We start from the raw sequence: 18,419 nt of genomic DNA on the forward strand, positions 1-18,419 counted from the left end.
GTCCGACAAAGTTGGCCTGAACCGGGGATTAGGTTAGTTTACGTAGGTGTGAGGAAGGAGGGCGGGGTTTCGTCGAAAATTTCGGCGGTTTTGCCCGGTTTCCTGCGCGTTCCCGCTTGAAAGCGGACCTCAATTATGATTCTTGGTAATTATGCGACAAAGAATGCACAGGCCAAAAATGGCGCGTGAAGCCGTGGCGCAGGGCGTGGCCCTGTGTCTGCTTCTGATCATGCTTGCCGTGGCGATCGCCGGGCCCAGCGGCCTGCTGGCGTGGAGCGAGAATCGCCAGTTGCTGGAGCAGCGCCGTCAGGAAATCCAGAAACTGGCGGTTCAGCGCGATGAATTGCGCAACCGTGTCAACCTGCTCGATCCGCGTCATGCCGACCCCGATCTGGCCGGAGAATTGCTGCGGAAAAATCTTAATGTTGCGCATCCTGATGAGATCATCATGATGGTGAACTGATCGCGCGGTGATTCCTTGCGGCCTGTCAAGTGGGCCATTGGAAGTGATGCGCGGTCATTACAAAATTCGTATGTGACGGTTTGCTGGATGGAGTCTAACTCCTATAGGCAAGGCTGAACATAACGACCTTCAGGGGAAGCGTCTTGGCCAGAACCGGCAAAATCCAGAATGCGGCACCTGCCGCAGCCGATAACTCCCTCAATGCACTTCAGGCCGCCTATGAGGCCAATCGGCGCTATGCCGCCAGCGATGAGGAATTGCTGCATTTCTATGAGCAGATGGTGCTCATCCGCCGATTCGAGGAACGTGCGGGTCAATTGTATGGCCTCGGCCTGATCGGCGGCTTCTGCCACCTCTACATCGGTCAGGAAGCAGTGGCCGTCGGCATCCAGTCGGCGCTGAAAGAAGGCCACGACAGCGTGATCACCGGCTATCGCGACCACGGCCACATGTTGGCTTATGGCATCGATCCCAAGGTGATCATGGCCGAACTGACCGGGCGCGAGGCTGGTATCAGCCGCGGCAAGGGCGGTTCGATGCACATGTTCTCGACCAGCCACAAGTTCTACGGCGGCCACGGCATCGTGGGCGCGCAGGTGTCGCTGGGCGCGGGTCTGGCCTTTGCGCATCAGTATAACGAGGACAATGGCCTGTGCGTTGCCTATTTCGGCGATGGCGCGGCCAACCAGGGTCAGGTTTACGAGAGCTTCAATATGGCGGCTCTCTGGAATCTGCCGATCATCTTCGTTGTTGAAAACAACCAGTATGCGATGGGCACGGCGGTCAACCGTTCGTCGGCCGAAACGCATTTCCATCGTCGCGGCGCGGCTTTCCGCATCCCCGGCATGGACGTGAACGGCATGGACGTTCTGGAAGTGCGCAGCGCGGCCAATCTGGCGGTTGAGCATGTCCGCGCGGGCAATGGTCCGGTGCTGATGGAGCTCAACACCTATCGCTATCGCGGCCACTCGATGTCCGACCCGGCCAAGTATCGCAGCCGCGAGGAAGTCAACGAAGTGCGCGACCACCGCGACCCGATCGAGGCGGCCAAGAAGGACCTGCTGGATCGCGGCATTCCTGAGGACAAGCTCAAGGAAATCGAAAAGCGCATCCGCGCCATCTGCACCGAAGCGGCCGATTTTGCCGAAAATTCGCCCGAACCGGCGATGAACGAGCTTTATACCGACGTTCTGGTGGAGACTTACTGAGATGGCGATTGAACTCAAGATGCCCGCTCTCTCGCCCACCATGGAAGAGGGCAAGCTGGCCAAATGGCTGGTCAAGGTTGGCGATGAAGTGCGTTCCGGCGACATTCTGGCCGAAATCGAAACCGACAAGGCGACGATGGAATTCGAAGCGGTGGACGAAGGCACCATCGGTTCGATCCTGATCGCGGAAGGCACCGAAGGCGTGAAGGTCGGCACGGTCATCGCGCTGATCGGCGGCGAAGGTGAGGCGGCGCCTGCCGCTTCGGCTTCCGTTGCTGCTCCGGCCGCTCCGGCGGCGGCTACCTCGGCCCCCGCGCCGGTGGCCGCGCCCCGTCCGGCCGACCCGGTCATCCCGCATGGCACCAACATGAAGACCTCGACCGTGCGTGACGCGCTGCGTGACGCCATGGCCGAGGAAATGCGCCGCGATCCGCGCGTGTTTGTCATGGGCGAAGAAGTGGCCGAATATCAGGGCGCCTATAAGGTGACCCAGGGCCTGCTGGCCGAATTCGGGCCGAAGCGCGTCATCGACACACCGATCACCGAATATGGCTTTGCCGGTATCGGTACAGGCGCGGCGATGGGCGGTCTGCGCCCGGTGATCGAGTTCATGACGTTCAACTTCGCCATGCAGGCGATTGACCACATCATCAACTCGGCGGCCAAGACCAACTATATGTCGGGCGGCCAGATGCGTTGCCCGGTGGTGTTCCGTGGCCCGAACGGTGCGGCCAGCCGCGTGGGCGCCCAACACTCGCAGAACTATGGTCCGTGGTATGCCAACGTGCCGGGTCTGATCGTGATCGCGCCTTATGACGCCTCGGACGCCAAGGGCCTGCTCAAGGCGGCTATCCGCAGCGAAGATCCGGTCGTGTTCCTGGAAAACGAGCTGATCTATGGCCGTTCTTTCGAACTGCCCGAACTGGACGACCACGTTCTGCCCATCGGCAAGGCCCGCATCATGCGTGAGGGCAAGGACGTGACCATCGTGTCCTATTCGATCGGCGTGGGTCTGGCCCTTGAGGCCGCCGAAGCGCTGGCCGCCGAAGGCATTGATGCCGAAGTCATCGATCTGCGCACGCTGCGTCCGCTCGACAAGGAAACGGTGCTGGCCTCGCTGGCCAAGACCAACCGCCTTGTCGTGGCGGAAGAAGGCTGGCCGACCTGCTCGATCGCTTCGGAAATCGCGGCCATCGCGATGGAAGATGGCTTCGACTATCTCGACGCGCCGGTTGTTCGCGTGTGCAATGAAGACGTTCCGCTGCCCTATGCGGCGAACCTCGAAAAGGCTGCGCTGATCAACACGCCGCGCATCATCGAGGCGGTCAAGAAGGTCTGCTATCGCTAAGCAGAGCTTCGGCTAAGGAATTGGGCGCCCCCTGTCGCAAGGCAAGGGGCGCCCTTTTTGTTGGGCGATGGCCATTCCAGGCTGCAGGCCCAAACCCGTCCAGCATGACGCGCTGAGAGGCGTAACGGACGCAAACAGAAAGGCCGAGGATCGCTCCCCGGCCTTTCCATTTTCTACTGATGCCGTGATCCGTCAGGCAGGCTTCAGCGCATTGGCCGCGCTCAGCACTGCGCGTACCGAGGCGGTGGCGATGTCATTGTCGAGACCAACGCCCCAGACGGTCTGGCCATCGGGACCAACAGCCTCGATATAGGCCGCAGCCTTGGCTTCCGAACCGGCCGAGAGGGCATGTTCGGAATAATCCTTCACCGAAATCGCCACCCCGAAATGCTCGGCCAGCGTGGCGACGACCGAGGAGATCAGGCCATTGCCGCGCCCGGAGACGCTGCGTTCCTGACCATCGACGCCGATTTTGCCGGCGAACACGCGGGTGCCGTCGGGCGCGCGCGCTTCCTCGTAATCGACCAGTTGCAGGTGCTGCGGATCGTTGACGTAATAGACACGCTGGAACACATCCCAGATGTCGCTGGCCACCAGTTCGCGGCCCAGTTGATCAGCCAGTTCCTGAACATGGCGGCTGAAATGCGCCTGCATCTTCTTGGGCAGCTTCAGCCCCTGATCCTGCTCCAACACCCAGGCAAAGCCGCCCTTGCCGCTCTGCGAATTGACGCGGATGACGGCTTCATAGCTGCGGCCCAGATCCGCCGGATCGATGGGCAGATAGGGCACCGCCCAGAGCTGGTCATTGCGCTTTTCCTGTGCGGCAAAGCCCTTCTTGATCGCGTCCTGATGGCTGCCGGAAAAGGCGGTAAACACCAGTTCGCCGCCATAGGGATGGCGCTCGGGCACGGGCAGTTGATTGCAATATTCGACCGTCTGGATCACCTCGTCAATGTCCGAAAAATCCAGACCCGGCGAAACGCCCTGCGTGTACATGTTCATCGCCACGGTCACCAGGCAGCAATTGCCCGTGCGCTCGCCATTGCCGAACAGACAGCCCTCGACGCGATCCGCGCCCGCCATCAGGCCCAGTTCGGCCGCCGCCACGCCCGTGCCGCGATCATTATGCGTGTGCAGGCTGATCACCGCGCTTTCGCGATTGGGCAGGTTGCGGCAGAAATACTCGATCTGGTCGGCGTAAACATTGGGCGTCGCGCATTCGACCGTCGCGGGCAGGTTGAGGATGATCGGGTTCTCCGGCGTAGGCTGGAGAATGTTCATCACCGCCTCGCAGCACTCGATGCTGAAATCCAGCTCGGCGGTGGAGAAGGTTTCGGGCGAATATTCAAACTGCCACTTGGTCTGCGGGAAACGCGCGGCATTGTCGCGCAGCAGCTTGGCGGCATTTTCGGCAATGGCGCGCACCTGCGGCTTTTCCATGCCGAACACGACATTGCGCCACAGCGGCGAAACGGCGTTGTAAACATGGACGATGGCCGAATGGATGCCCGCCAGCGATTCGAAGCTGGTCTTGATCAGATCCTCGCGCGCCTGCGTCAGCACCTGAATCAGCACGTCCTCGGGCACGCGGCCCTGATCGACGAGGCCGCGGATGAAATCATATTCGGTCGCGCCCGCGCTGGGGAAGCCGACCTCGATTTCCTTGAGGCCCACCTTGACCAGCAGGTCGAAGAAGCGGTTCTTCTTTTCCGCGCCCATCGGGTCGATCAGGCTCTGGTTGCCGTCGCGCAGGTCGGTCGAGAGCCAGCGGGGGGCTTTCTCGATCACCTTGGACGGCCAGGTGCGATCGGGGATGTTGATCTGCGGAAACGGACGATACTTGACCGAAGGGTCTTTCAGCATGGACATGACAGGATCTCGTAAGGCTGGATGTGCGACTTGAGGCTAGATGCTTGCTCCCTTGAGCGCCGCGCGCGCTCAACCGGCACGCCAGCTCACGCCCAAGGGCGGATAAGTCGCAGGGTAAGGTCCAGATGGATGGTCATGCCTTTGCCTATGACCTCAGAAGGGCGCGAAGTAAAGTGTTGATTGGCCCACCATGCGAAACCGTTCACTCCGCGCCGCAGGCCTCGAACAGGCGGTCGATCGGCCCTGCGGGCAGAAACCACAGCACCGCCACCGCCCCGGCGCAGCCGATGCCGGCCCATGGTTCCCACAGCGCAAGACCAAGCCCGCCAATATAGAGAATGGCCGAAACCAGCCCCTTACGCGTGCTGGTGCGGTAATAGGCCTCGGCGGCGGGGGTGCGATGGCCATGGCGCCGCACATCGGCCTGCAACGGCACATAACAGATCGCCGGCGCCAGCATGACGGCCAGATAGAGCATCGTGGCGTCACGGTTGAAATGGTGTTCGCCCAGATAAGCGGTGGCAAAGGGCACCAGCGAAAGGACGAAGAGCAGCCCCATATTGTTCCACACCAGCCGGTTGGTGACGCGCGTGGCATGCGCCAGCAGGCGGTGATGGTTCACCCAGTAGATCGCTACATAGGCAAAGCTGACAAGATAAGCGAGGAACACCGGCCAGAGCTGGAGCAGGGGTTGCCAGCCTTCTTCCTTGGGCGCGTGCAGTTCCAGCACCATAATGGTGATGATGATGGCCAGCACGCCGTCGGAAAAGGCCTCCACCCGGCTGATGCTGCCGCGCGTTTCAAAGGAATCGTCGTTCTTGCTCATGCCGTGCCCCCCATGGCGGAATTGCGATCATGCACCACCCGGTCGAACCACGCCAGATAGGCGTCCGCACATGGCTCGGCCGCCAGATGGGCGATCAACGGGCGCAGCAGCGCAGGCGAGGGGCGGGGCGTGCGCGCCACCGTCAGCAGGCCATGGGCCAGCGGATCGGGTTTGCGACAGGGCACGATCATGCCTGCCTCGGGAATGGCCATGATGTCGCGCAGGAAATGCGAGCAATCGGTCGAAACCACCGGCACGCCATGGGCCAGCGCCTCGACCGCCACGGCGGGGCCGCCCTCAAAAGTGCTGGAGACGAACAGTGCATCCGCCTCGGCCAGAAAGGGGTCGATGGCCGGGACATGGCCCATGAAACGCACCGTATCGCCAATACCCATGCGCGCGGCCAGCTTCTCCATGCGCGGGCGCAGATAGCCGTCGCCCAGCATGGTCAGGCGGGCTGGCGCGATCCGGTTCAGCGCGGCGATGGTTTTCAGCGCAAGGGGCGCGTCCTTCTGTGGCTCAAACCGACCCGCCCACAGGATCTCCAGCCGATCCCCGGTGGGGCGATGCGGGGCGGGCTTATCGGCCAGAAAGACCGGATCATACAGCGTCGAGACATTGACCCATGGCGCGATGGCGCGGATCTCTGCCTCAAGCCCGGTGTTCATCGCGGCAAACCCGTCCAGATTGCGAGCAAAGCGGCGCAAGAGCCAGCGCACCGGCCCCGCCACGATGCCTTTGGGCACGGCGGGATTGGAAATCTTGGCCACCAGCGCGGCGGCACCACGTACTTTGGCCAAAGCCGGGATCAGCGGGAAATGGAAATTGCCCGGCAGGAAGATCACATCGGGCTTCAGGCGCTCGACATAGGGCGCCATCGCTGGCCCGAGTCGCAGGCGTGAGGTCAGGCTGCGCGGCAGCGGTGGGTCAAGTTCGACCACCTCGATGCGCGGATCGACCGTATCCTCCAACCCGCCCATGCGCGCGCCGCACAGGATCGTCACTCGCCGCCCCAGATCGATCCAGCGTCGCGCCATGCCAAGGGCAATACGCTCTGTGCCGCCCCGGTTGAAATCGTGGAAACAGATCAGGATATGGTCGGCGAGCATCATCATCGCGCCAGCCATAAACAAGAAAACGCGCCGGGCAAGACTGCCGGGCGCGCTTCTGTGCGATCAGGAAAGAACGCTTAGTTCTTGGTCTGGTCAACCAGCTTGTTGGCGCCGATCCAGGGCATCATGGCGCGCAGCTTGGCGCCGGTTTCCTCGATCGGGTGACGCTTGGCGGCGATGCGCGAAGCCTTCAGTTCGGGCTGACCGGCGCGGTTGTCGAGAACGAAGTTCTTCACGAAGCGGCCCGACTGGATATCTTCCAGAACGCGCTTCATTTCCTTCTTGGTTTCGTCGGTGATGATGCGCGGGCCGGTCACGATGTCGCCATATTCGGCGGTGTTCGAGATCGAGTAGCGCATGTTGGCGATGCCGCCTTCATACATCAGGTCGACGATCAGCTTCAGCTCGTGAAGGCATTCGAAATAGGCCATTTCCGGCGCATAACCGGCTTCGACCAGCGTTTCGAAACCGGCCTGAACCAGCGCGGTGGCGCCGCCGCAAAGCACAGCCTGCTCGCCGAACAGGTCGGTTTCGCATTCTTCGCGGAAGTTGGTTTCGATGATGCCGCTGCGGCCGCCGCCAACGCCCGAAGCATAGGCCAGAGCGATGTCATGGGCATTGCCGGTCACGTTCTGGTGGATGGCAACGAGGCAGGGCACGCCGCCGCCCTTCACATATTCGCCGCGCACGGTGTGACCCGGGCCCTTGGGGGCGATCATGATGACGTCGATGTCAGCGCGCGGTTCGATCAGGCCGAAGTGAACGTTCAGGCCATGCGCGAAAGCCAGAGCAGCGCCCGGCTTCAGGTTGGCGTGCAGGTCGGCAGCATAGATCGCGGCCTGATGCTCGTCGGGAGCCAGGATCATGAGAACGTCGGCCCAAGCGGCGGCATCGGCGTTCGAGAGAACCTTGAAGCCGGCGCCTTCCGCCTTGGCGGCCGAGGCCGAACCGGGACGCAGCGCGATGGCCACTTCCTTCACGCCCGAATCGCGCAGGTTCTGCGCATGGGCGTGGCCCTGCGAACCATAGCCGAGGATGGCGATCTTCTTGTTGACGATCAGGTTCAGATCGGCGTCGGCGTCGTAATAGACCTTCACAGCAATTCCCCTTGCATGCCCCCGCGCATGGCGCTTCCAAAGGGGCTGGACAGGTGCCACCTGTCGGTGGCGGGTTTCAGATTTGGCGCGGCATCTGCATCAGACTGCCGCCCCGGTCAAGTTCAGGATTTCCGGGTTCCGCGAACCATGCCCACCACACCCGTACGGGCGGTTTCGACAAGGCCCAGCTCGTTCATCAGGCTGACGAACATGTCGATCTTGTCGGGCGTGCCGGTCAGCTCGAAAATGAAGCTCTGCGTGGTGGTGTCCACGGGCCGCGCGCGAAACACATCGGCAAGGCGCAGCGCCTCGACCCGGTTCTCGCCCTTGCCGACCACCTTGACCAGCGCCAGTTCGCGCTCGACATAGGGGCCTTCCTCGGTCAGATCGATCACCTTGTGAACGGGCACAAGGCGGTCAAGCTGGGCATGGATCTGGTCGATCACATCGGGCGGGCCATGCGTCACGATGGTGATGCGGCTGGTCGAATGATCCTCGGTGATTTCCGACACGGTCAGGCTGTCGATATTATAGCCGCGCGCGGTGAACAGGCCCGCGATCTTGGCCAGAATGCCCGCCTCGTTGTCGACCACCAGCATCAGGACATGGCGTTCCTCGGCGGCGTGCTTGATCTTCATCATCTCTCTCGCCCTCCTTACACCAGCGCCTTGGCTTCATCGTCGATGATCCCGGCCACATTGTCGCCATAGAGGATCATGTCGGTATGCGCCGCGCCCGAAGGGATCATCGGGAAGCAGTTGGTTTCCTTGTGAACACAGCAGTCCACGATCACCGGACCCGGATGGTCGATCATCGCCTGAATGCCGGCGTCCAGTTCGGATTCGTTCTGGATGCGGATGCCCTTCCAGCCATAGGCTTCGGCCAGCTTCACGAAATCGGGCAGCGAGTCCGAATAGCTGTTCGAATAACGGCTTTCATAGGTCAGCTCCTGCCACTGGCGGACCATGCCCATCCATTCGTTATTCAAGATGAACACCTTGACCGGCAGGCGATATTGCGTCGCGGTGCCCAGTTCCTGAATGTTCATCTGGATCGAGGCGTCACCGGCAATGTCGATCACCAGACTGTCGGGATTGCCAAGCTGCGCGCCGATGGCGGCGGGCAGGCCATAGCCCATCGTGCCAAGGCCCCCGCTCGTCAGCCACTTGTTGGGGCCGAAGAAGTGGAAATACTGGGCCGCCCACATCTGATGCTGGCCGACCTCGGTGCTGATGACGGGATCGCGGTCCTTGGTCAGCTCGAACAGGCGCTCGATCGCATATTGCGGTGCGATGGTGCTGTTATAGCGCGGATAGGACAGGCTCTTCTTCGCCTTCCAGCCTTTCACGCGCTCCTTCCACGCGGTCAGATCCTGCGGCTTGCGATTGCCCCAAGCCTCGACCATCTGGCCCAGAACGGTCGCGCAATCGCCCACGATGGGCAGATCGACGCGGATGATCTTGTTGATGCTGGAGCGGTCGATGTCGATGTGGATCTTGGTCGAATTGGGCGCAAAGGCGTCCAGACGGCCCGTCACGCGGTCATCCCAGCGCGCGCCGATGCACAGGATCAGGTCGGCCTGATTCATCGCCCAGTTGGCCTCATACGTGCCATGCATGCCCAACATCCCCAGCCAGTCGTCATGCCCGGCCGGGAATGCGCCCAGACCCATCAGCGTAGACGTGACCGGCGCGCCCGTCAGCGCCTGAAGCTGGCGCAGCAATTCAGAGGCGCGGGGGCCTGAGTTGATCACGCCGCCGCCGGTATACAGCACCGGCGCCTTGGCATTGGCCAGCAGTTCAACCGCCTGCGTGATCTCGCTTTCGCTGCCCGCCATGCGCGGCTGATAGCGGTTGCGGCGCTGGACCGGGCCTTCGGGGAAATGGGCGGTGGCGATCTGCACGTCCTTGGGAATGTCGATCACGACCGGACCGGGGCGGCCCGTCGTGGCGATCTGGAACGCCTCGTCGATCACCTTGGCCAGATCGGCGGGATCCTTGACCAGATAATTGTGCTTGCAGCAGTGGCGCGTGATGCCAACGGTGTCGGCTTCCTGAAACGCGTCCGAACCGATCAGCGGCGTACCGACCTGACCCGTGATGACCACCATCGGGATCGAATCGAGGAAGGCGTCGGCAATGCCGGTGACGGCATTGGTTGCGCCGGGGCCGGACGTGACCAGCACCACGCCGGGCTTGCCGGTGGAGCGCGCATAGCCTTCGGCGGCATGGGCCGCGCCCGCTTCGTGGCGGACAAGGATGTGGCGCATGCGTGCATCGTTAAACAACGCGTCATAGATCGGCAGCACCGCGCCGCCCGGATAGCCGAATACGCATTCGACCCCCTGACGGGCAAGGCTTTCAACCAGAATTTTCGCACCGCTCAGCTCTTGGCTCACGGGAATACATCCTTCTATCACAATGTTTGCGGCCACCGGCCCCGTATGGGGTGCGTGCTCACGACAATCGCGCGGCCATGGCCAAGCTTGGCCTGCTGCGCAAGAGGGGAAATGGTGCAAAACCCCGAAATTCAGCCATTTTGCGGCTGTCTGCCCATTCATGCCCCACCGGCACACAGGCGCTTCCACGCCTGTCTATCGATGACGGCTCGGGCTCTAGGTGATGCAAAATGTCTCGTCAAGGATTAATCGTGAAATAAAATATCAAAATGGGTTTTTAGGGCGACATTTGTTTCGCCTGCGCGTGGCCAGTCGGCCGGCGGCTGGTGGCGAAACCAGGTATATTGGCGCTTGGCATATTGGCGCGTGGCCTGCGCGCCATCGGTGATCGCTTCGTCCAGCGACATGTCTCCACGCAGATGCGCCGCCAGCGAGGAAACCCCGATGGCCCGCATCACCGGCAGCGCCGGGTCCAGCCCGCGCGCAACCAGCGCCTCGACCTCGGCCAGCGCGCCTTGCTCTACCATCAGCCCAAAGCGCCGGTCGCAGCGTTCATAAAGCCAGTCGCGGTCGGGCAGCAGGATCAGCGGGGCCAGCCGGATCGTTTCGCCAATCCCGCCCTCGAGCCTTTGCTGCCAATGGGCCAGCGTCTGGCCGGTTGAGCGGACCACCTCCAGCGCGCGATGGACGCGGGTGGTGTCGTTGGCGTGCAAGGTGGCTGCCCGTTCGGGGTCAAGGCGGCTCAGTTCCTCATGCGCCTCGCTCACAGGCATGGCGCGCACCGCCTCGCGCACTTCGGGCGCGATTTCGGGCACGGGCGCGATGCCATAGAGCAGCGTGCGCAGATAAAGCCCGGTGCCGCCGACAAGGATCGGCGTGATCCCGGCATTATGGGCGGCCGCGATCTCCTCGCGCGCCCGCGCCGCCCAATCGGCGGCCGAGCAGCTTTGCGCCCCATCCCATGCGCCATAGAGGCGGTGGGGGATTTCCGCCTGCTCCTGCGCCGAGGGGGCGGCAGAGAGGACCGGCAGGTCAACATAAAGCTGCGCACTGTCGGCGTTGATGATGACGGCCCGCCGCCCGGAACTTTCCAGCGCGCGCGCAAGGCCCATGGCAATATCGCTCTTGCCGCTGGCGGTCGGGCCTGCAATGAGGCCGACCAAAGGGCGGGCTGACGGGCCTGTCGAGGAATGAAGGGATATTTCGGTGCTCATTGCGCGCGTATTAGCAGATTGCGGGGACCTGTCGGCAAGGATTGATACGTTGCTCGAGGCTTTGAGCGAGGGCGAGGCCTCGGCCGATGCGCGCGAACTGCCCGGCAATGTGTGGGAAGTCATTGTCGAAGGCGTGGCGCTGGAGGATCTGCGCGGGGCCATCGACACCCATGTGGGCGTCTCGGACGCGTTGATCGCGGATCATAAAATCCGCATTCCCAAACTCTTCATCTCGGACATGGATTCGACGATGATTTCGGCGGAATGCATCGATGAACTGGCCGATTTCGCCGGGATCAAGGACCGCGTCGCCGATATCACCGAGCGTGCCATGCGCGGCGAACTGGACTTTGCCCAGGCGCTGACCGAGCGGGTCGGACTGCTCAAGGACTTGCCCGCGCAGGCGATTGCCGATTGCCTCGATCAGCGCATCGCCCCGATGAAGGGCGCCAAGGTGCTGGTTGAAACGCTCAAGGCAAAGGGGTGTCGCACCGTGCTGGTGACGGGTGGCTTCCATCAGTTTGCCGATCCGGTGGCCGAGCAGCTTGGTTTTGAGCGCGTGGTGGCCAACCGCCTCGCTGTGGCCGATGGGCGGCTGACCGGCGGGCTTGATGGCCCGATCTGCGACAGCGGCACCAAGAAGGCGACGCTGATCGAGGAAATGGCGGCGCTGGGCGAGGGGGCCGTGGCTCTGGCCACCGGCGATGGCGCCAATGACATCCCGATGATCGAAGCGGCGGCTTATGGTGTGGCGTTTGAAGCCAAGCCCAAGGCCCGCGCTGCGGCCAATGGCTGGGTGGATCGTGGGGATCTGACGGCGGTGTTGCGCTTGCTGGGCGTGGCGGAGAGTGATTGGGTTCAGTAAAAGGGGGGGGGCCTCCGGCGGGCAAAGGGTCCAAGACCCTTTGCCCGCCGGAGGCTAAACTCAGCCCTCCATCCAATCCTTAAAGAACGCCTCATGGGCCTTCTTCAGATCCGACACCAGCACGCCGGCCACATCCGCGCCGCCAACAGTGCCCAGACGCACCGCGCCTTCGAGCACAACATCACCCGCCGTGGTCACGACATAGCGCGACTGGTCCTCACCAAAGGCCTGCGCAGTGTCGAACGTCACGTCGAGTCGCGCGCCAATGCCGCCCGCCATCGCCATTTCGGCAATCGCCACCAGCAGGCCGCCATCCGAAACGTCATGCACGGCGGTGGCCACGCCATCGGCGATCAACTGGCGCACGGTTTCACCATTGCGGCGTTCGAGGTCGAGGTCGACCACAGGTGCGGGGCCTTCCTCGCGCCCGGTGGTTTCGCGCAGCCAGATCGACTGACCAAGATGCGAGCCTTCCGGCCCGATCAGCCAGATCGCATCGCCCGCCTTCTTGAACTTCACGGTGGCCATCTTTTCGTGGTTCAGCATCAGGCCGACGCCGCCGATCGCGGGCGTGGGCAGGATGGCCGAACCGCCGCCGGTGGCCTTCGATTCGTTGTAGAGCGAAACGTTGCCCGACACGATGGGATAGTCCAGCGCGCGGCAGGCATCGCCCATGCCTTCGAGGCAGCCCACGATCTGGCCCATGATTTCCGGGCGCTGCGGGTTGGCGAAGTTGAGGCAGTTGGTGATCGCCAGCGGCGTTGCGCCCACCGCGCAGATATTGCGCCACGTTTCGGCCACGGCCTGCTTGCCGCCCTCATAGGGATCGACGAAGCAATAGCGCGGGGTGCAGTCGGTGCTGATGGCCAGCGCCTTGTCGGTGCCATGCACGCGCACCACGGCCGCATCGCCGCCGCTCTTTTGCAGCGTGTCGCCGCCGACCTGCGAATCGTATTGCTCGAAAATCCACTTGCGCGAGGCCAGATCGGGGCAGCCGATCAGCTTGAGCAGATCCGCGCCAATGTCGGCGCTTTCGGCCACATCGCCCAAAGGCGCGGGCTTGGGCGTGGGCGTGGAGGGGCGATCATAGAGCGGGGCATCCTCGGCCAGGGGGCCGAGCGGGATGTTGCAAACTTCCTCGCCCTTGAAGGTCAGCACCATATGGCCGGTATCGGTCACTTCACCGATCACGGCAAAGTCGAGTTCCCACTTCTTGAAGATCGCTTCGGCCATCGGCTCCTTGCCGGGCTTCAGCACCATGAGCATGCGCTCCTGGCTTTCCGAGAGCATCATTTCATAGGGCGTCATGCCGGTTTCGCGGCAGGGCACCTTGTCCATGTTGAGGATGATGCCGGCCTTGCCATTGGTGGCCATTTCCACCGAGGAGGAGGTCAGGCCCGCAGCGCCCATGTCCTGAATGGCGACGATGGCGTCGGTGGCCATCAGTTCGAGGCAGGCTTCGATCAGCAGCTTTTCGACGAAAGGATCGCCAACCTGCACGGTCGGGCGCTTCTCCTCGATGTCGTCGCCAAAATCAGCGCTGGCCATGGTGGCGCCATGGATGCCGTCGCGGCCGGTCTTGGAACCCACATAGACGATGGGGTTGCCCACGCCCGTGGCGGCGGAATAGAAGATCTTGTCCGTGTCGGCCACGCCAACGGTCATGGCGTTCACAAGAACGTTGCCGTCATAAGCCTTGTGGAAATTGGTCTCGCCGCCCACGGTGGGCACGCCCACGCAATTGCCATAACCGCCGATGCCCGCAACCACGCCCTGCACGAGATGCTTCATCTTGGGGTGATCGGGGCGGCCGAAACGCAGCGCGTTCATATTGGCCACCGGGCGCGCGCCCATGGTGAACACGTCGCGCAGAATGCCGCCAACGCCGGTCGCGGCGCCCTGATAGGGTTCGATATACGAGGGGTGGTTGTGCGATTCCATCTTGAAGATGGCGGCCTGACCATCGCCAATGTCGATCACGCCAGCATTTTCGCCGGGGCCGCAGATGACCCAAGGCGCCTCGGTCGGCAGCTTCTTGAGGTGCAGGCGGCTCGACTTGTACGAGCAATGCTCCGACCACATGACCGAGAAAATGCCCAGTTCGACAAGGTTCGGCTCGCGCCCGAGCGCGTGGAGAACCTTGTCATATTCCTCCGGGCTAAGCCCGTGGGCGGCGACAACTTCGGGGGTGATCGTGCTGGCGGCGTTTGTCATGGCCGCGCCCTTAGCGCCATGGCAGGCAGATTTCCAGAGCGTATCGGTCGCTCATGAACGTGTATAGTTGCACGATGCCCTTGGGGGAGCCTTGACCGGGCCGGGCAATTGGGGCCATGGCAATGTGCATGAGCCAAGAAATTGCAAGTTCGCCCGAGCTTTCCGGTCTTAGTTTCGAGGATGCCCTGCGCGCATTGGAAGATGTCGTGCGGCGGCTGGAGGGCGGCGAAGTGCCGCTTGATGAATCAATCACTTTGTATGAACGGGGCGAATCGCTGCGCAAGGCCTGTCAGGCCCGACTGGATTCGGCGCAGGCGCGCATCGAGCGCATCGTGGCCGGGCCCGATGGCGCGCCCGCCGGTCTGCGCCCGCTCGACGAACAATAAGGGAAGGGGCAAGCCATGGCTGTTGTGACCGATAATCTGTTGGCTCAGGGGCTGAAAAGCATCCAGGCCGATATTGACGCTGCTTTCGATTCGTTGCTGCCGGTTCCCGAGGATCCGCGCGCCCGCCTGTTCGAGGCGATGCGCTATGCCGTGATCGGCGGGGGCAAGCGGGTGCGGCCCTTGCTGGTGGCGGCGGTGGCCGAAATGTACGGGGTGGACCGGAATGCGGCGGTGCGTGTGGGGGCGGCCATCGAATCGGTTCATGTCTATTCGCTGATCCACGATGATTTGCCATGTATGGACAATGACGCGCTGCGCCATGGCAAGCCGACGCTGCATCTGGCCTTTGACGAGGCCACGGCGGTGCTGGCGGGCGATGCGCTGCAATGTTTTGCCTTTGAACTGCTGGCCGATGTGGCCACCAGCGGCGATCCCTTTGTGCGGGTTGAACTGGTGACGACGCTGGCCACGGCCAGCGGCCACAACGGCATGGCGGGCGGCCAGATGATGGATATTGCCGCCGAAACCGCCAGTTTCGATCTGGCGACCGTGACCCGCCTGCAGCAGCTCAAGACGGGCGCCTTGCTGGGCGCGGCGGTCGAACTGGGCGCAATTCTGGGCAAGGTTCCGCCGGAAGGTCGTCGCCATCTGCGCGCCTATGCCCGTGATATCGGCCTGGCGTTCCAGATCGTGGACGATCTGCTGGATCACGAAGGCGATGCGGCGCTGGCGGGCAAGGCTTTGCGCAAGGATGCCGAAGCGGGCAAGGAAACCTTCGTCTCGCTGCTGGGCGCCGAGCGGGCGCGCGAACAGGCGCGGCTGCTGATCGATCAGGCCATTGCCCATCTGGCAAGTCATGGCCCCGAGGCCGACCTGCTGCGCGCGCTGGCCCGCTTTATCGTTGAGCGTGATCGTTAATAGGCTGGACCGGTTGCTTCTCCGGCTTTACGCATAAGGCAATCTTAGGCCGGGGGAGCGCAGGGGTCAGGCATGGCAAATATACTTCACGGCGTCACCGAGCGGGTCGGCGTCTATCCCGGCACGTTCGATCCGATCACGCTGGGTCATGCCGATATTATCCGGCGCGGGGCGAAGCTGGTGGATCGGCTGATTATCGGCGTGACCACCAATCCCTCGAAAAACCCGTTGTTCGCCCCCGAAGAGCGGATGGCCATGGTCACGCGCGAAGTGGCGGATATGGGCCTGGATAATGTCAGCGTGGTGGGCTTCAATGCGCTGCTGATGAAATTTGCCGAGAGGCAGGGGGCCAGCGTTATCCTGCGCGGCCTGCGCGCGGTGGCCGATTTCGAATATGAATATCAGATGGCTGGCATGAACCAGCAGTTGAACGCCGGGATCGAGACGGTGTTCCTGATGGCCGATGTGTCTTTACAGCCCATAGCCAGCAAACTGGTCAAGGAAATCGCGCTGTTCGGTGGCGAAATCGCCAAATTCGTCAGCCCCGCCGTGCGCGCCGATGTCATGGCGCGTATTGATAAAGTCGGGCGAATGGGAGACGATGGATGAACCGTGCCGAATTTTCGGTGACTGGTTCATTGCCACGACAGCCTTGGCGGTCTATCGCCGCCGCAATTGGTCCCAAGCCGGGCCTTGGGTGCCATACTTGCAAGAGAGCCGCATGAAACGTCCTGATTTCGCCAAAACCGCGCTTGCTGTGTTGCTGGGCGCTGCGATGCTGTCCACCGGGGCCTGCGCCCGCCATCATGACAAGACGCCCAAGCTGGCCAATCTGAAGGCCGAAGCGGCGCTTCCGGCGAACAACCTGTCGGCCAAGGTCGATCAGGATATCTCGCATGATCCCGACAATGTGCTGCTGCTCGATCTGTCGAATGGCGGCCGCGTAGCCATCCGCCTGATGCCGAAATGGGCGCCCACCCATGTGGAACGCATTAAGACGCTGACCCGTCAGGGTTTTTATGACGGCATCATCTTTCACCGCGTGATCGAAGGCTTTATGGCCCAGACGGGCGACCCGACGGGCACGGGCGCGGGCGGATCGAAGCTGCCGGACCTCAAGGCCGAATTCAATTCGATCCCGCATGTGCGCGGCTCGGTGTCGATGGCGCGCACCAATGAGCCGGACACCGCCAACAGCCAGTTCTTTATCGTGTTTTATCCGCGCTTTGCGCTAGACAAGCGATATACGAACTTTGGCCGCGTAATTGCGGGCATGGATATTGTCGATGCCATCGTGCGCGGCGAACCGCCCAGCAATCCGACCAAGATCCTGCAGGCATCGATTGCATCGGACAACAAGCCGCGCCCGGTGATCGCCGCGCCGACGGCTGCGCCCAAGATCAGCATCGACCAGTTGAACAACTCGCGTTCGAACTGAGGCTGTTTTGCGCGTCGATCTGTTTGATTTTGCCCTGCCGCCCGAAAATATCGCGCTGAGGCCCGTGTCTCCGCGCGATTCGGCGCGTATGCTGCTGGCTGGCCCCACCGGCGATTTTGGTGAGCATCAGGTGCGCGACCTGCCGCAATTGCTGCGCGCGGGCGATGTGCTGGTGTTCAACGACACGCGGGTGATCCCGGCCCAGCTTGAGGGCCAGCGGGGCGAGGCGCGTATCGGCGCGACGCTGCACAAACGCATCGACCTGCGCCGCTGGCAGGCCTTTGTCCGCAATGGCAAGCGGCTGCGCGAGGGCGATGTGATCGCCTTTCCGGCCGAGGTTGCCGCCACGGCCGAGGCCCGCCATGAGGATGGCAGTTGGACACTGGCCTTCCATGGGGATGAGCCGGTCGAGGTTCTGCTGGAGCGCGCCGGTCGAATGCCTCTGCCGCCCTATATCGCAGGCAAGCGGCCTACCGACGAGGCCGACAAGCGCGATTATCAGACGATGTTTGCGCAAAAGGACGGCGCGGTGGCCGCGCCCACGGCAGCGCTGCATTTCACGCCCGAACTGATCGCGGGCCTCGAAGCCGCTGGCATCGCGCGCGAATTTCTCACGCTCCATGTCGGTGCTGGCACGTTCCTGCCGGTCAAGGCCGATGACACCACCGACCACCAGATGCATGCCGAATGGGGCACGATCAGCCCCGAGGCCGCCGAACGGCTGAATGCCGCCCGCCGCGCCGGGGGCCGGGTCATCGCGGTGGGGACAACCTCGCTGCGCCTGCTCGAATCGGCTTGCGGAGAGGATGGGGTGATCCGGCCTTTCAGCGGCGATACCTCGATCTTCATTACGCCGGGCTATCGTTTCCGCGCGATTGACGGGCTGATGACCAATTTCCACCTGCCCAAATCCACGCTCTTCATGCTGGTGTCCGCGCTGATGGGGCTGGACCGGATGCAGGCGGTCTATGCCCATGCCATCGCCACGGGCTATCGTTTCTATTCCTACGGCGATTCCAGCCTGCTTTTGCCGCAAGGCTGACACGGGCCGAACCGGGGGGCT

General features: G+C 62.8%; 17 protein-coding genes. 9 read left to right on the forward strand and 8 right to left on the reverse strand.

Annotated features, from left to right (window positions below; genetic code table 11):
• Window positions 1-178: 178 nt before the first annotated feature.
• The 3 genes from FHW92_RS06935 to FHW92_RS06945 all read left to right on the forward strand — a co-directional run bounded on the left by FHW92_RS06935 (window position 179) and on the right by FHW92_RS06945 (window position 3,019).
• Entirely contained in the window at window positions 179-463 is a 285-nt protein-coding gene (locus FHW92_RS06935; protein WP_246869987.1) for a septum formation initiator family protein, read from the forward strand.
• Between the two features lie 143 nt (window positions 464-606).
• Window positions 607-1,671, forward strand: a complete 1,065-nt coding sequence (gene pdhA, locus FHW92_RS06940) for a pyruvate dehydrogenase (acetyl-transferring) E1 component subunit alpha (RefSeq protein WP_168602522.1) — start codon at window positions 607-609, stop codon at window positions 1,669-1,671.
• A 1-nt stretch (window position 1,672) separates the two neighbouring features.
• The gene (locus tag FHW92_RS06945) at window positions 1,673-3,019 is read left to right on the forward strand and encodes a pyruvate dehydrogenase complex E1 component subunit beta (protein ID WP_168602523.1); all 1,347 of its coding nucleotides are present in this window, start codon (window positions 1,673-1,675) and stop codon (window positions 3,017-3,019) included.
• Between the two features lie 192 nt (window positions 3,020-3,211).
• On the opposite strand, the gene leuA is transcribed toward FHW92_RS06945, so the two are convergent.
• From leuA to miaA, 7 genes are all read right to left on the reverse strand, one after another.
• The gene (gene leuA / locus FHW92_RS06950) at window positions 3,212-4,888 is read right to left on the reverse strand and encodes a 2-isopropylmalate synthase (RefSeq protein WP_168602524.1); all 1,677 of its coding nucleotides are present in this window, start codon (window positions 4,886-4,888) and stop codon (window positions 3,212-3,214) included.
• Between the two features lie 202 nt (window positions 4,889-5,090).
• The gene (locus FHW92_RS06955) at window positions 5,091-5,714 is read right to left on the reverse strand and encodes a TMEM175 family protein (protein WP_168602525.1); all 624 of its coding nucleotides are present in this window, start codon (window positions 5,712-5,714) and stop codon (window positions 5,091-5,093) included.
• Window positions 5,711-6,829, reverse strand: coding sequence for a glycosyltransferase (locus tag FHW92_RS06960; RefSeq protein ID WP_168602526.1), 1,119 nt, complete (start codon window positions 6,827-6,829; stop codon window positions 5,711-5,713). Before FHW92_RS06960 ends, FHW92_RS06955 begins: the two co-directional genes overlap by 4 nt.
• A gap of 74 nt (window positions 6,830-6,903) precedes the next feature.
• The gene (ilvC, locus tag FHW92_RS06965) at window positions 6,904-7,923 is read right to left on the reverse strand and encodes a ketol-acid reductoisomerase (protein ID WP_168602527.1); all 1,020 of its coding nucleotides are present in this window, start codon (window positions 7,921-7,923) and stop codon (window positions 6,904-6,906) included.
• 122 nt (window positions 7,924-8,045) lie between these two features.
• Window positions 8,046-8,561 (reverse strand): acetolactate synthase small subunit, encoded by a 516-nt coding sequence (gene ilvN, locus FHW92_RS06970; RefSeq protein WP_168602881.1) that lies wholly within the window; start codon window positions 8,559-8,561, stop codon window positions 8,046-8,048.
• Window positions 8,562-8,578: 17 nt separating this feature from the next.
• The gene (gene ilvB / locus FHW92_RS06975; RefSeq protein ID WP_168602528.1) at window positions 8,579-10,321 is read right to left on the reverse strand and encodes a biosynthetic-type acetolactate synthase large subunit; all 1,743 of its coding nucleotides are present in this window, start codon (window positions 10,319-10,321) and stop codon (window positions 8,579-8,581) included.
• Window positions 10,322-10,566: 245 nt separating this feature from the next.
• Window positions 10,567-11,535, reverse strand: coding sequence for a tRNA (adenosine(37)-N6)-dimethylallyltransferase MiaA (gene miaA / locus FHW92_RS06980; RefSeq protein ID WP_168602529.1), 969 nt, complete (start codon window positions 11,533-11,535; stop codon window positions 10,567-10,569).
• A gap of 121 nt (window positions 11,536-11,656) precedes the next feature.
• Here miaA and serB point away from each other — a divergent pair, with 121 nt between their 5' ends.
• Window positions 11,657-12,400, forward strand: coding sequence for a phosphoserine phosphatase SerB (serB, locus tag FHW92_RS06985; protein WP_349237659.1), 744 nt, complete (start codon window positions 11,657-11,659; stop codon window positions 12,398-12,400).
• A 60-nt stretch (window positions 12,401-12,460) separates the two neighbouring features.
• Here serB and purL read toward each other — a convergent pair whose 3' ends face one another.
• Window positions 12,461-14,614 carry a phosphoribosylformylglycinamidine synthase subunit PurL gene (gene purL, locus FHW92_RS06990; protein ID WP_168602531.1) on the reverse strand — a complete coding sequence of 718 codons (2,154 nt, stop codon included), beginning with the start codon at window positions 14,612-14,614 and terminating at the stop codon, window positions 12,461-12,463.
• 128 nt (window positions 14,615-14,742) lie between these two features.
• Between purL and FHW92_RS06995 the strand changes: the two genes are divergently transcribed.
• The 5 genes from FHW92_RS06995 to queA all read left to right on the forward strand — a co-directional run bounded on the left by FHW92_RS06995 (window position 14,743) and on the right by queA (window position 18,398).
• A complete protein-coding gene (locus FHW92_RS06995) occupies window positions 14,743-15,000 on the forward strand; it encodes an exodeoxyribonuclease VII small subunit (protein ID WP_168602532.1) in 258 nt (85 codons plus the stop codon).
• 15 nt (window positions 15,001-15,015) lie between these two features.
• Window positions 15,016-15,918: a polyprenyl synthetase family protein gene (locus tag FHW92_RS07000; protein ID WP_168602533.1), complete on the forward strand. Its 903-nt coding sequence runs from the start codon at window positions 15,016-15,018 to the stop codon at window positions 15,916-15,918.
• Window positions 15,919-15,990: 72 nt separating this feature from the next.
• On the forward strand, window positions 15,991-16,527 hold the full coding sequence (coaD, locus tag FHW92_RS07005) for a pantetheine-phosphate adenylyltransferase (protein ID WP_168602534.1): 537 nt from the start codon (window positions 15,991-15,993) through the stop codon (window positions 16,525-16,527).
• 112 nt (window positions 16,528-16,639) lie between these two features.
• Entirely contained in the window at window positions 16,640-17,356 is a 717-nt protein-coding gene (locus tag FHW92_RS07010; protein ID WP_168602535.1) for a peptidylprolyl isomerase, read from the forward strand.
• 7 nt (window positions 17,357-17,363) lie between these two features.
• Window positions 17,364-18,398 (forward strand): tRNA preQ1(34) S-adenosylmethionine ribosyltransferase-isomerase QueA, encoded by a 1,035-nt coding sequence (gene queA, locus FHW92_RS07015; RefSeq protein ID WP_168602536.1) that lies wholly within the window; start codon window positions 17,364-17,366, stop codon window positions 18,396-18,398.
• Window positions 18,399-18,419 lie beyond the last annotated feature (21 nt).

It is taken from the genome of Novosphingobium sp. SG707 (assembly GCF_012275515.1).
GTDB lineage: Bacteria > Pseudomonadota > Alphaproteobacteria > Sphingomonadales > Sphingomonadaceae > Novosphingobium.

Excerpts from the sequence above, each read along its gene's own strand:
- FHW92_RS06935 (WP_246869987.1), top strand. The coding sequence starts at position 179 with ATGGCGCGTGAAGCCGTGGCGCAGGGCGTGGCCCTGTGTCTGCTTCTG.
- FHW92_RS06945 (WP_168602523.1), top strand. The coding sequence starts at position 1,673 with ATGGCGATTGAACTCAAGATGCCCGCTCTCTCGCCCACCATGGAAGAG.
- leuA (WP_168602524.1), bottom strand. The coding sequence starts at position 4,888 with ATGTCCATGCTGAAAGACCCTTCGGTCAAGTATCGTCCGTTTCCGCAG.
- FHW92_RS06955 (WP_168602525.1), bottom strand. The coding sequence starts at position 5,714 with ATGAGCAAGAACGACGATTCCTTTGAAACGCGCGGCAGCATCAGCCGG.
- FHW92_RS06960 (WP_168602526.1), bottom strand. The coding sequence starts at position 6,829 with ATGATGATGCTCGCCGACCATATCCTGATCTGTTTCCACGATTTCAAC.
- ilvN (WP_168602881.1), bottom strand. The coding sequence starts at position 8,561 with ATGAAGATCAAGCACGCCGCCGAGGAACGCCATGTCCTGATGCTGGTG.
- miaA (WP_168602529.1), bottom strand. The coding sequence starts at position 11,535 with ATGAGCACCGAAATATCCCTTCATTCCTCGACAGGCCCGTCAGCCCGC.
- purL (WP_168602531.1), bottom strand. The coding sequence starts at position 14,614 with ATGACAAACGCCGCCAGCACGATCACCCCCGAAGTTGTCGCCGCCCAC.
- FHW92_RS06995 (WP_168602532.1), top strand. The coding sequence starts at position 14,743 with ATGAGCCAAGAAATTGCAAGTTCGCCCGAGCTTTCCGGTCTTAGTTTC.
- FHW92_RS07000 (WP_168602533.1), top strand. The coding sequence starts at position 15,016 with ATGGCTGTTGTGACCGATAATCTGTTGGCTCAGGGGCTGAAAAGCATC.
- coaD (WP_168602534.1), top strand. The coding sequence starts at position 15,991 with ATGGCAAATATACTTCACGGCGTCACCGAGCGGGTCGGCGTCTATCCC.
- FHW92_RS07010 (WP_168602535.1), top strand. The coding sequence starts at position 16,640 with ATGAAACGTCCTGATTTCGCCAAAACCGCGCTTGCTGTGTTGCTGGGC.